The sequence below is a fragment of the Dyadobacter crusticola DSM 16708 genome (assembly GCF_000701505.1).
Lineage (GTDB): Bacteria > Bacteroidota > Bacteroidia > Cytophagales > Spirosomataceae > Dyadobacter > Dyadobacter crusticola.
Map to the genome: position 1 here is coordinate 315,448 of NZ_JNJB01000008.1, position 12,801 is coordinate 328,248.

The window sequence follows — 12,801 nt, forward strand, 5'->3', positions numbered from 1 at the left end:
TTCCGAAGCTGGTGTTATCACTCTTGCCGGTCGGGAAAATCCCCGAAACGGCTTTTTGCGTTTAAATTCACAGTCGGCAACAGCCGCGATTAATTTGAAATTACTTGGAAGTCAAGGACTTATTAACACTATACGGGGGCGACGGATACATGAATCTGTTGATGGAGCAGATCGGTTCAAAGAGCCCGGAATCCTCCCATATCCAAATTAAAGGACTTGTTGGCAGCCTGGACGCAGTGGTATCTGCGGCAGTACAGCAACGCAAAAAAAGTCCGGCACTCTATATATTAAGCGACCGCGATGAGGCCGCTTATTTCCAGAACGATCTACAGAACCTGCTTGGTAGCTCGGAGGTACTTTTTTACCCAACTTCCTACAAGCGGCCTTACCATTATGAGGAGGTGGACAATGCCAATGTCCTGATGCGGGGCGAAATCCTCAACAAGCTGAACACAAGCCGGGCGACTCCCATTCAGGTAGTAACTTACCCGGAGGCGCTGTTTGAAAAAGTGATCAACAAACGATCGCTGATAGCAAATACATTTTCGGTTAAAGTCGGCGAAAAGCTGGACCCTTCGTTCCTGACCGAATTCTTGACAAGCTATGGATTTGAGATTACGGATTTCGTATTTGAGGCAGGTCAGTTTTCTGTGCGTGGAGGTATTATCGATGTTTTTTCATTCGCCAACGAACATCCGTTCCGTATCGAGCTTTTTGGCGATGAGGTTGAAAGCATTCGTTCTTTCGACCCCGATACGCAGCTTTCCATTGAATCCTCGAAGCAGATCAACATTGTACCGGACATTCAGCAAAGGCTGTCTCACGAGACAAGAGAGTCCTTTTTAAATTTCTTTTCCGGAGAAACGACCATTTGGTTCAAAGATGCCGAGCTGACACTGGAAGTAATTGAAAAATGCTTTGAGAAAGCGGAAAAAGCATTGGAAGATGCCACAGGCGGCGGTGTTCAGATCGTTTCCAATCCGCAGGCATTATTTGAAACAAGGCGCGGGTTTCTTGCACAAGTGAAGAAGTACAAGACCGTCGAGTTTGGCCGTAAGTTTTATTTCAAAACAGAGGTTAAAATCCCCTATTCATCCAAGCCGCAGCCTTCATTTAACAAAGATTTCAAAAGGTTACTGGACGATTTGTCTGAAAACCAATCCAAAGGGTATGTCAATGTAATTGTTGCCGAACAGCCCAAGCAGCTGGACCGGCTCGAACGCATTTTCGAAGACCTTGATCCGTTTGTCAAGTTTCAGCCAATGCACATCTCGCTTCGGGAAGGGTTTGTTGACGATAATGTAAAAGTCGCCTGCTATACCGATCACCAGATTTTTGCACGCTTTCATAAATACCGTTTAAAGGATAAGTTCTCCAAATCGAAAGCGATTACATTAAAAGAACTCAAATCCCTTCAACCGGGCGATTTTGTTACGCACGTGGATTATGGTATCGGCCGCTTTGCGGGCTTGGAGCGGAAAGATGTGAATGGAACGCAGCAGGAGGCAATCAGGCTGATTTACAGGGATAATGATTTGCTGTATGTAAGTGTGCATAACCTGCACAAAATCGCCAAATACACAGGCAAGGAAGGTACACCGCCAGCTATGAGCAAACTCGGCTCAGGTGAATGGGAAGCCAAAAAATCGAAGGTCAAAAAGCAGCTGAAAGATATTGCCCACGAGCTGATTGCATTGTACGCCAAGCGCAGGCAAGCTCCGGGCTTTCAATATTCGCCCGATAACTACATGCAAGCCGAGCTCGAATCTTCCTTTTTGTACGAAGATACGCCCGACCAGGCTACAGCAACTTCAAATGTGAAGGAGGATATGGAAAAAGCACATCCGATGGACAGGCTCGTATGCGGGGATGTGGGTTTTGGTAAAACTGAAATTGCGATCCGCGCTGCATTCAAAGCCGTTTGTGACAGCAAGCAGGTTGCAGTGCTGGTACCAACTACCATTCTGGCGATGCAGCATTATAAAACATTTAGCGAGCGTTTGTCGGATTTCCCGGCGCGGGTCGGTTATATCAATCGTTTCAAAACTCCGAAAGAGATCAAAGAGACGCTGAAAGAAGCCGAGGAAGGTAAAATCGATATTCTGATCGGAACGCACCGGATCTTGAATAAAGATGTAAAATTCAAAGATCTGGGTCTGCTGGTAATTGATGAAGAACAGAAGTTTGGTGTCAAAGCAAAAGACCGCTTAAAGGAAATGCGCGTCAATGTGGATGTGCTGACACTTACCGCAACGCCGATTCCAAGAACGCTGCATTTCTCATTGATGGGCGCCCGCGACCTTTCTGTTATCGCAACTCCGCCGCCAAACCGGCAGCCTGTAACTACCGAAGTACATACGTTCAGCGAAGAGTTTATCCGGGATGCGATCAGCTTTGAGGTGAACCGTGGCGGTCAGGTATTTTTTGTACACAACCGTGTCAACGATATTGAGTCAATCGCGAACATTATACTTAGGCTGGTTCCGGATGTGAGAATTGGGGTAGCGCACGGACAAATGGACGGCGACAAGCTGGAAAAAGTAATGGTAGGCTTTATCGAGGGTGAATATGATGTGCTCGTTTCAACCAACATTATAGAATCCGGGATTGATATTGCCAATGCAAATACAATCATCATCAACTCGGCGCACATGTTCGGACTTTCGGATCTGCATCAGATGCGCGGGCGCGTAGGAAGATCAAACAGAAAAGCATTCTGCTATTTGCTTACACCAAGCGCTTCGACACTGGCCAGCGATTCCCGTAAACGTTTGCAGACACTGGAAGAATTTTCAGATCTGGGCGACGGTTTTAAGGTTGCGATGCGAGATTTGGATATACGTGGCGCGGGTAACCTGCTGGGAGCTGAGCAAAGTGGTTTTGTAAATGATCTGGGCTACGAGCTTTACCACAAAATGCTCGATGAGGCAGTTCAGGAATTAAAAAACAACGAGTTTAAAGACCTGTTCGCAAATGCATTGGGACTGCCGAAAAAGCTGGTTCCCGATACACAGATCGAAACCGATTTTGCGACTTTAATTCCCGACGGATATGTTAAAAATATTTCAGAAAGACTATCGTTATATACCCGCCTTGACAACATAGCCACCGAAGACGAACTCTCGAAATTCGAACAGGAAATACTTGACCGTTTTGGTCCGGTTCCGAAGGAAGTTCAGGATTTGCTTAAAACGGTCCGTTTGCGCTGGGAAGCAGAGACTTTGCATCTGGAAAAACTAACTTTGAAGAGCAATACAATGAAAGGGTACTTCGTTACTTCGCAGAACGACGAATTCTTTCAGTCAGCCCGGTTCGGACAGGTGATCGATTACATTAAAAAACATCCTCAAAAGATCTCGTTAAAGGACCAGAAAGGTAAGCTGATCCTGATCTGCGAAGATGTACAAAGTATAGATCAGGCGAGGAATGTGCTTGCGGATATGACACACTGATTGATTTTTGAAAATGTTTTCGTTTCATTTCATAAATTTGCGGTTTCGCATACTATAAAAGACCAAACTATAAAGTCACTTTAAGCAATGATTTGCATGCAAAAGATGGGTACCCGGTCAATCGCGTTGATGTTGATTGTGTTATTAGCGGCTACTTCATGTAGTAAGAAGAAACCTACCAGCTTAAAACCTGGGAAGACGAGCTCTAAAACAGGATTGGCTTATAATGGCAAAGATGGTTTTGAAGTAAAGCAGTACAAAGCGCTGCCAGCAGGCCCCGACTTGGTTTATATCGAAGGTGGCCGGTTTACAATGGGTTCTCTGGAAGAGGATGTGATGGCAAGAAGGGATAACCCTAAAAGAACTGTCAGTATCCAGTCTTTCTATATGGACCAGACAGAGGTGGCCAATGTCCACTATCTTGAATATTTGAATGCAGTTCAAAGAGATTCCTCAGAAGAATTTTACACAAAAGCTTTACCTGATACAAACGTGTGGTTCAACGAGTTGTCATTCAATGACTCCTACGTGACCATGTACCTTCGTCACCCGGGCTTCCGTCTGTATCCGGTTGTCGGCGTTTCATGGGTTCAGGCAAATGATTACTGTGCGTGGCGTACTGCGGCTGTAAGTCAGGCGAATAATACAGCAGGTGCGGCAGCAGCAGCAGGTGGTAAGAAAAAGAAAGGATTTTCTTTTGGTAAGAAGAAAAATGACGATGCAGCAGTTGCATCCGCAGAAACAGCAGCACCAGCGCCACAACTTAGAATTGAAAGCGGCTACGTAATGCCACCTTATCGCCTTCCAACAGAAGCTGAATTTGAGTATGCAGCAATGGCGATGATCGGTACGCAGTATTCTGACGAGAACCAGTCCAACTCAAGAATTTATCCTTGGGATGGTTCAACAATGCGCCAGCCTCGCGGCCGGAAACAAGGAACGATGCTAGCGAACTTTAAGCGCGGTCCTGGTGACTACGCGGGTATCGCAGGTAAGTCAAATGACGGAGCGATTATTACTCAGGAAATTCGTTCGTATCCTGCAAATGATAATGGCTTGTATGATATGGCAGGTAACGTAAGCGAATGGGTTTATGACGTTTACCGTCCATTGTCAAACTCTGACGTTAACGATTTGAACTCTTTCCGTCGAGACGGTTATCAGGATGAAGCAAAAAAATACGATACCAAAAACTACAACTCACTTGTTGATGATAAGCTGAGAGTTTACAAAGGTGGATCGTGGGCAGACGTTGCTTACTGGTTGTCTCCCGGAACGCGTCGCTACATGGATCAGGATTCTGCAACTGCAATGGTTGGTTTCCGTTGCGCAATGATCGCTACTGGTAGCCACAAAGAATAAGATTTTAGATAATAATGCTAGAAAAGCCGTCACCTGATCAGGTGGCGGCTTTTTGCATTTAGTGCTGAGCCAGTGCAATCGTGAGTATTACAAATTTTCGGCAGCCGGCATTGGTAAGTGTTTGTACACATTCTTCGAGTGTAGCTCCGGTAGTAAGTACATCGTCCATGATAATAACTTTGGATGCTTTCAAATCGGTATCTGCCGCAAATACTCCTTTCACATTGTCTCTGCGCTCAATCTTATTTTTCCCCGTTTGTGTCTCTGTAAACTTCAACCGCTTCAATGCAGAAGCTGACCAGGGAATGCCGGTTGCTTTCGAGAAGCCTGCTGCCAGTAAATCGCTTTGATTATAGCCGCGCGACTTCCTCTTACGCGCATGAAGCGGCACACTGATGATCAGGTCTACGCCAGATAGCTGCTCAGCATCTTTCATCTCCTGCCCGAACATTTCTCCAAGTACCAACCCTACCTCTTGGTTTCCCCTGTATTTGAGTGCGTGTAACAGTTTTTGGACTTTGCCTTTTTTGGTAAAAAGCAGAAACGAATGCGTGAAAACGACAGCCGGCTCATTGACGAATTTGTTCTGAAGAACATCTTTTTGCAAACCCTTTAAGCCGATTCTGGGAAGGGAAATCCGGCAAACCGTGCATAATGTTTGTTCTGTCCCGATCAGCGGCTTGTCACAACCTGCGCAGCAACGAGGGAAAATAAGGTCCAGTAAGTCTCTGAAAAATCGATTTAACATCTATTTTTTGATCTGAAATGGGGTTATTTGATTTGACTAAATAACTTTGGAAAGAAATTCTTACACTGATATGACAACATTGATAGTTAATGCTCGCGTAGTAAATGAAAATACGGTTCAGGAATTAGACGTATTAATTCAAAATGGTCACATTAAAAGTGTAGGAAAAAACCTGCAGCACATTCCCGCAAACAAGATTATAGATGCAACAGGCCAGTACCTCATGCCCGGTGTAATCGACGATCAGGTGCATTTCAGGGAGCCGGGACTTACTCACAAAGCCAATATTTACACCGAATCAAAGGCCGCAGTAGCCGGAGGGGTTACTTCCTTTATGGAAATGCCCAATACAGTCCCGAATACGCTCACGCAAGAGTTACTTTCAGACAAATACCAAATCGCTGCCCAAACTTCACTCGCGAACTACTCATTCTTCATGGGTGCGTCGAATGACAATTACGAAGAGGTGATGAAGACCGATCCGGCGGAGGTTTGTGGAATTAAAATTTTTATGGGCTCGTCCACCGGAAATATGCTTGTGGATGCACCCGAAGTTTTGGAAAAGATATTTGCAAATGCGCCGTGTATCATCGCAACGCATTGTGAGGATGAGCCGACGGTACGTCAGCGAATGGAGTTGTTTAAAGAAAAGTACGGGGAGAATGTGCCTTATAACATTCACGCATTAATCCGGAATGAGGAAGCCTGCCTGAAATCTTCCTCATTTGCAACCTCACTTGCTCACCAACATAAAACCCGTCTGCACATTCTGCATATCTCAACCGGTGATGAAGTGCCGCTGTTTGAAACCGGTATCCGGAAGAATGGCCGGATCTGGCTTCCCGATGGAGAACTGAAATTGGTTACGGCAGAAGCTTGCGTGCATCATTTATGGTTCGACGCAGAAGACTATCACACTTTAGGCAACAAGATCAAATGCAATCCGGCTATCAAAGCGCCGCATCATAAAGAGGCTATTTTGCAGGCTGTATTGGACAATAGAATTGATGTAATAGCAACCGATCACGCGCCGCATACAGTCGAAGAAAAGGCCCAAGATTACTGGCAGGCACCGTCTGGACTTCCATTGGTGCAACACACCCTGAATGTAATGCTTGAACTGTGCGCCGCCGGGAAAATTTCCATCGAGCGGGTAGTGGAAAAAATGAGCCACGCCGTAGCCGATTGTTTCCAGATCGCCGACCGGGGCTATATACGTGAAGGTTACAAGGCAGATCTTATATTGGTAGACACGAATGCGGCTACAGTTGTTGAGCCGGATAATATTTATGCTAAATGCGGGTGGTCACCATTTGAAGGAATGCGCTTTGGCTCGCAGGTTACCCACACATTTGTATCGGGGCATCTGGTATATGAAAATGGAAGCTTCCATGAGGAAGTGAAAGGGGAGCGCTTACTTTTTAACCGCTAGGTAATCGAAGTAGCTTTGAATTACATTGAGATCTGCTTCCGTCCAATCGAGCGTAGGTAGCTCTTCGGCTTTAAGCCAGACGATCTGCTCGTGTTCTGTGAGGGTGATTTGAGTGGTTTGAAGATTACAAACGAAAGGTACCAGGATAATCTCACGCCAGCCCTGATCTTTGGTGGTAACCGGCAGCCTGTAGAGAATGTCAATTTCAACGTTCAGTTCTTCCCGGATCTCGCGTACAAGTGCCTCTTCGTCAGATTCGTTTTGTTCAACTTTACCGCCGGGAAACTCCCATTTTAATGGGAAGGAAAGGGCTGCGCTACGTTGACCTGCAAGTATCTTTCCATTGTGTTCAATCACTGCACAGGGCACTCTCACAACCAATTTTTCTGAAACAAGCACTTCAATCATAGAGGCGGTTAGTCAATTTACCGCAAATTTACTACTTCTGTTCCTATTTTGCATCTACATCCTGAAACTAAATATATTACAAGAATCAGAACAGCTCTCCCGACCTGTAAGTAGGAAGAATTCCGAGGTGTTTAAAAGCTTTCTCGGTTACTTCCCTTCCCCGGGAGGTCCTTTTCAGATATCCTTCCTGGATTAAAAAAGGTTCGTATACTTCCTCTATCGTTTCCGCCTCTTCGCCGCAAGCTGTCGCGATTGTTGATAACCCCACCGGTCCGCCTTTGAACTTCTGGATAATCGTATTCAAAATCCGGTTGTCCATTTCATCCAGTCCATTCTGGTCGACGTCTAGCGCCCGCAATGCAATTTCTGCTATTGCAACCGTAATTCGTCCATTGCCTTTCACCTGGGCAAAATCCCGTGTGCGGCGTAGCAGGTTATTGGCAATCCTTGGGGTACCCCGGCTGCGGCGGGCAATTTCGTAAGCTGCATCTTCTTCAAGCGGCGTTCCGAGGATTGCCGCCGAGCGTTTTAAAATAGACGAAAGTAGTTTCGCATCATAATATTCCAGCCGGGCATTGATCCCGAAACGCGCCCGTAGAGGGGATGTCAGCATTCCCGCGCGGGTAGTCGCGCCAATTAATGTAAATGGGTTCAAACCGATCTGAATGCTGCGAGCATTGGGACCGCTGTCGAGCATAATATCGATCTTATAGTCCTCCATTGCCGAGTAAAGATATTCTTCTACAATCGGGTTGAGCCGGTGGATTTCATCTATAAATAACACATCATGCTCCTGAAGATTGGTCAGCAAGCCTGCCAAGTCGCTCGGCTTGTCAAGTACCGGGCCGGATGTAATCTTGATGTTAGCGCCCAGTTCATTGGCCACGATGTTAGACAATGTAGTTTTGCCCAGTCCGGGAGGTCCGTGCAGTAGTACGTGGTCCAATGCATCACCTCGTTGCCGAGCTGCCTGAACAAAAATTTTCAGGTTTTCAAGAATTTTATCCTGCCCTGCGAAATCATCAAAAGTAAGCGGACGCAATGCACGTTCAATTTCCTTTTCAGTATTGGAAAGCCCCTCTTTATCTCCTGACAAATAGTCCTGGCGCATAATGGAATATAATAGTATTGTTCAAAAATACCCGCCACTTATCACGCGGCGGGTATTTGGTATAATCAAAAATAGCTGTTTTAATCCGCAAAAAGAAGGGTTAGCGGATCACCATCACCGAGCCGCGCTTTACAGTTGGGGCGCGTTCTGGATAATAAAGGCTCTCGTACGAAAGCACATAAGGATAGGCTCCCGGCTGTACTTTCTGACCTTTATAGGTACCATCCCAGCGGTCTTCAAGATTGTTGGTAGCATAAATCACCTCACCCCAGCGGTTGTAAATGCGGATTGTGAAATTGGTGTAATAGGCTCCAAAGATTTCAAGAATTTCATTTCTTCCTTCTCCGTCGGGCGTAAATGCATCGGGAATAAAGAACCGCGGCTCACATTTATCGACAACCTCAGTTGACTTTTCTGTAACGCAGCCTTCGGGATTAGTAGCGCGTACCACATAGGTACCCTCCACATTTACGGTGATCGTTCGCGTAGTATCCCCAGAGGCGGGCCAGAGATACGAAAGTTGCCCTTGTCCATTTGCATCCAGGATCACAGATTGTCCATCAGGAATACAAATTGCATTTTCCGGCGCAAGGTTCAGGATCGGCGATGGAAGCTCTCCTACCTGAATTGTATCGGAGTTGTAGCAGTCGTTTCTGTCTTTTACAATTACGGTGTAAGTTCCCGGCTGACTGATTGTTACGTCACGGGTTGTTTCGCCATTGCTCCAATTGAACTCAATCCATCTGTCACTCACAACACCAAGTACGACGGAACTGTCGCGGCAAAGTGTCGTATCCGGCCCAATGGAGAATGCGGGCGGGCGGCGCAGGGTAATCTGGATAGTATCTGCGGAATAACATTCTCCTTGTGGTCCGTTGAATGCTACTGCAATGTACTGGCCTGTTGCAGTTGCATTGTAAGTTCTTTGGCGAGATACTACCCTCCCTCTGTTGATCCACGCATATACTTCCGCCTCAACGCCCATATCCAGCGGAACAAAACTGCCGCAGGTATCTTTATCAGCTCCCAGGTTGATCTGTGGCGGTGTTTCATAGATAGTTACCTCCTGCACAATGATCGTATCCTTACATTTATTGGCTGCGCGCATTCGCACCATGTAAGTACCCGGCTGCGTGTAAGTGTAAGTCGCCTGTGTCTCTTTGGAAGGCGCTGTAAAACTGCCGTCTCCAAGGAAATCCCATTGGTAAGTATCTTCAATCGGGTCACAAATTGGACTGGCCTGAAAAGTGGTAGGCTCATTGGTACAAAAACCATCCGCCTCAAAGCCCGGCCCTGACGATTCCTGCGTAAAGTCCTGCACCATATTGGGCAAACCCAACTGACTATTTTTTCCACCCAGGTTTACGCCGTCCCGCTCATATTCAACGCCAGTCAGCGAATTACCTTCGGGCTCCCCGATTACTGCAAGGTATTCACTACCCTGAATAGCCATATAAATCCGCCCATCCGGACCGAATTGTAATGCCCCGAACTTTCGTGTTGCCGAGCTGTCGATCGTGATTGCTGTTTCAGTCAGTAAACTATCCGGTAATGTAAGATCGTATTGTTTTAAGTACGAGCTTGTTCCATTCTCGCCGGTAAAGGAAATGTACATTTTCTCTCCGCTGGGCGAAAATTCGATCCCGTAAGCAATCGGTGGCGCCGGGCCAAGGTCCACTGTTTTATCGTGCGTCAGCGTACCGGTTGAATCGTTAAAAAAGAACAGATCTACATAGTTTTTAGGCGGTCCGGGAACTATGACGGCAAGTCTCCTTTGTCCCGTCGCACTGTCGGGAGAAGAAAATTTCATGTAACCTTCTGCTTTATGCAAGCTGTCGTGCGCTATTCCGAGGTCGAAGGTTCCGCTCTCATTAAGTCCACCATTTGTCGCATGAAAAACGCGGAATTTATTGGTACCGTAGTCGTGGGAAATAACCCAGTAAGTCGAGTCACGATCGTTACGGGCTGAGACTATACGTTCCGTAGTTGGCGTTTGCAAAGTAGTATTCTGCTCAATGATTGCGCCAAGTCCATTGTTCCTGCGCATATCGACTACACTGACTGTCAAAAGCTTTTCGCCATTGATATCGGACGTTGTAAATACATTGAAAAGATACTCGCAGCCTTTACAGGTAGGTTGCGGAACGATCAGTACGGATTGTGTTGAGTTCGGACTTCCCTTCAACGGCGCACAATTTCCGGGACTAAAACAGGGCATGACGTCGCCATTCTTATTCCAGACCGTTATACCATCCGAATAAAACAGCAGCTGACCTTTCGAATTGGCAATAGAAGACGTACCCTCGGGCGTATTGACTTTTCCGTCGGTAATTGGCGTTGGGGGAGAGTTGGAGAAATCAAGTCCCGCATTTCCACCAAAATACCATTTTGCACCTTCCTGAGCAGAAGGTTCCATACAAATCTTCACATTCACGCGATCCTGTATCTTACATCCGTTTGGCAAAATCACCTCCACGGAGTAACAGCCTGAACTATCGACATTTAACGTCTGCGTCGTATCACCTTTGGGATACCAGACGAATCTTGCTCCTGCGGGCGCGCCGTTTGGATATGGATCAAGAATAAGCGTATCACCCGGACAAATGGTCGTGTCCGTCTTCCACTCCTGAAAAGACGGAGGAAGCGCGCCGATTTGTACAACCTCAGAAACAGTTTCCGTGGAGCCGCCTCTGATGGTGCGGGTTAATGTAACTGTATAAGCGCCCGGCGCCATGTACGAATGCTGCGGATTGCGCCGCGTATCTGTTGCTGCGCCTTCACCAAAACTCCATCGCCAGGCTATGGCTGTACTTAGTGTATCCCTGAATGAAGTAGAATCTGCTTCACAGTCGGGGTTTTGCATACATTGACCTTCGACCAAAAATTTTACCTGTGCCTTTGCGTACCCTGTTGAGAGCAGCATAAGGAAGAAAAAAGCACAAAAAATTTGTTGGTACCTATTATAAAATCGCCCCATGTTTCGTTAACTGTTCAAACACCCCTGTCCACCACATTTGATATTCAGATTACCCGACAATACTAACGAAAATAAAATGTTAAAATTTTGTGCGGGAAAGTCGTAAAAACCACTCTAATTTGAATATTAATACGCAATTAGAAGATATTTTGTGAAAATTAAATCGGGCAAATATTTACGGCCCATAACCTAACTGCCACCCGCGTGGCGGATGCAAGTTAAATATATGATCAAGCGTTTACTTTGCCTCTTTATACTGACACTGGTTTGCATAGATGGTTGGAGTCAAGACCCCCAATTTTCCCAGTTTTATGCTAATCCACTGTATCTTAACCCTGCCCTGGCAGGCGGAGCACTTGCGCCCCGAGCTACCGTGAACTACCGCAACCAGTGGCCTTCCCTTTCAGCGAATTTTGTTACTACTTCCTTCGGAGCCGATGCATTTTTCTCAAATGTAAACAGTGGCGTAGGCGTGCTGGTAACAATGGACAGCCAGGGATTGGGTAATCTGAAGTCGACCGAAGCCGCGTTACAATATTCCTACCAGATCCAGTTCAATGAGCTTACCTCACTTAGGCTGGGGATACAGGGAGGCTTTGGTTCACGTACACTCGATTATTTCGGACTGACTTTTGGTGACCAGTATGATAATGGCGGCTTAACCGGAAGTCCTTCCCAGGACCCCTTTGCACGAGGCGGCCCGAACGTTTTTTATGCAGATTTTGGGGCCGGGGCAATGCTTTACTCTGACTGGTACTGGGCTGGCGCTTCGGCTCACCATTTGAACAGACCTAATCAGGCATTCTCAGGATTAACAGACGCGCGGTTGCCCGTGAAGGCAAGTTTGCAGGCGGGATTGCGCATTCCATTTGCCGGCTACACATTTCTAGGCGACGAGATCGACAAAGAAAAAACCATTTCCCCTGCTATCATGTATAAAAAACAGGGTAAATACGATCAGTTCGACGCAGGATTATACGTCACCATCGAGCCCCTTGTTTTGGGGGCCTGGTACCGTGGAATACCATTTAAGAAATATGAACAAAACATCAATAATCACGAGTCGCTGATTTTCCTTGCAGGCTTTCGTCAGGATAAATTTTCTATTGGTTACAGTTACGACGTAACGATTTCCACACTTGGCGTGGGTAGCGGCGGCGCTCATGAGATTTCACTCTCCTACATTTTTCCTCCTCTCGAACCAAAACAAAAGCGAAGCAGAAGCAGCAAAAAGCAGCTTTCCTGTCCAAAATTCTAAGTTTTTTATTTGTTCAAATATTGAAGGGAGCCGGCGGGTATAGATGGAAGCCG

8 protein-coding genes are annotated in these 12,801 nt (G+C 46.4%); 4 read left to right on the forward strand and 4 right to left on the reverse strand.

The window, feature by feature from the left end; all coding sequences use genetic code 11:
* Nucleotides 1-104: 104 nt before the first annotated feature.
* Together mfd and Q369_RS0114060 are read left to right on the forward strand one after the other, a co-directional pair.
* The gene (gene mfd / locus Q369_RS0114055) at nt 105-3,452 is read left to right on the forward strand and encodes a transcription-repair coupling factor (RefSeq protein ID WP_031528436.1); all 3,348 of its coding nucleotides are present in this window, start codon (nt 105-107) and stop codon (nt 3,450-3,452) included.
* A gap of 96 nt (nt 3,453-3,548) precedes the next feature.
* Nucleotides 3,549-4,814, forward strand: coding sequence for an SUMF1/EgtB/PvdO family nonheme iron enzyme (locus Q369_RS0114060; protein WP_031528437.1), 1,266 nt, complete (start codon nt 3,549-3,551; stop codon nt 4,812-4,814).
* A gap of 58 nt (nt 4,815-4,872) precedes the next feature.
* Here the strand turns inward: Q369_RS0114060 and Q369_RS0114065 are convergent, their stop codons facing one another.
* Nucleotides 4,873-5,562, reverse strand: coding sequence for a ComF family protein (locus Q369_RS0114065; RefSeq protein WP_031528438.1), 690 nt, complete (start codon nt 5,560-5,562; stop codon nt 4,873-4,875).
* Nucleotides 5,563-5,632: 70 nt separating this feature from the next.
* Between Q369_RS0114065 and Q369_RS0114070 the strand changes: the two genes are divergently transcribed.
* Nucleotides 5,633-6,994, forward strand: coding sequence for a dihydroorotase (locus tag Q369_RS0114070; RefSeq protein ID WP_031528439.1), 1,362 nt, complete (start codon nt 5,633-5,635; stop codon nt 6,992-6,994).
* Here the strand turns inward: Q369_RS0114070 and Q369_RS0114075 are convergent.
* From Q369_RS0114075 to Q369_RS0114085, 3 genes are all read right to left on the reverse strand, one after another.
* Nucleotides 6,977-7,402, reverse strand: coding sequence for a (deoxy)nucleoside triphosphate pyrophosphohydrolase (locus Q369_RS0114075; protein WP_031528440.1), 426 nt, complete (start codon nt 7,400-7,402; stop codon nt 6,977-6,979). The two genes, Q369_RS0114070 and Q369_RS0114075, sit on opposite strands and share 18 nt — an antisense overlap.
* 85 nt (nt 7,403-7,487) lie before the next feature.
* Nucleotides 7,488-8,513: a Holliday junction branch migration DNA helicase RuvB gene (gene ruvB, locus Q369_RS0114080; RefSeq protein WP_031528441.1), complete on the reverse strand. Its 1,026-nt coding sequence runs from the start codon at nt 8,511-8,513 to the stop codon at nt 7,488-7,490.
* A gap of 100 nt (nt 8,514-8,613) precedes the next feature.
* Nucleotides 8,614-11,376, reverse strand: coding sequence for a PKD domain-containing protein (locus Q369_RS0114085; RefSeq protein ID WP_229206839.1), 2,763 nt, complete (start codon nt 11,374-11,376; stop codon nt 8,614-8,616).
* Nucleotides 11,377-11,716: 340 nt separating this feature from the next.
* Here Q369_RS0114085 and Q369_RS0114090 point away from each other — a divergent pair, with 340 nt between their 5' ends.
* Nucleotides 11,717-12,748 carry a PorP/SprF family type IX secretion system membrane protein gene (locus Q369_RS0114090; protein ID WP_031528443.1) on the forward strand — a complete coding sequence of 344 codons (1,032 nt, stop codon included), beginning with the start codon at nt 11,717-11,719 and terminating at the stop codon, nt 12,746-12,748.
* Nucleotides 12,749-12,801: the final 53 nt, after the last annotated feature.

What these genes read in the sequence shown, in the direction of transcription:
- Q369_RS0114075 (WP_031528440.1), bottom strand. Translation starts at nt 7,402, where the DNA reads ATGATTGAAGTGCTTGTTTCAGAAAAATTGGTTGTGAGAGTGCCCTGT.
- Q369_RS0114085 (WP_229206839.1), bottom strand. Translation starts at nt 11,376, where the DNA reads ATGCAAAACCCCGACTGTGAAGCAGATTCTACTTCATTCAGGGATACA.
- Q369_RS0114090 (WP_031528443.1), top strand. Translation starts at nt 11,717, where the DNA reads ATGATCAAGCGTTTACTTTGCCTCTTTATACTGACACTGGTTTGCATA.
- Q369_RS0114070 (WP_031528439.1), top strand. Translation starts at nt 5,633, where the DNA reads ATGACAACATTGATAGTTAATGCTCGCGTAGTAAATGAAAATACGGTT.
- Q369_RS0114065 (WP_031528438.1), bottom strand. Translation starts at nt 5,562, where the DNA reads ATGTTAAATCGATTTTTCAGAGACTTACTGGACCTTATTTTCCCTCGT.
- Q369_RS0114060 (WP_031528437.1), top strand. Translation starts at nt 3,549, where the DNA reads ATGCAAAAGATGGGTACCCGGTCAATCGCGTTGATGTTGATTGTGTTA.
- ruvB (WP_031528441.1), bottom strand. Translation starts at nt 8,513, where the DNA reads ATGCGCCAGGACTATTTGTCAGGAGATAAAGAGGGGCTTTCCAATACT.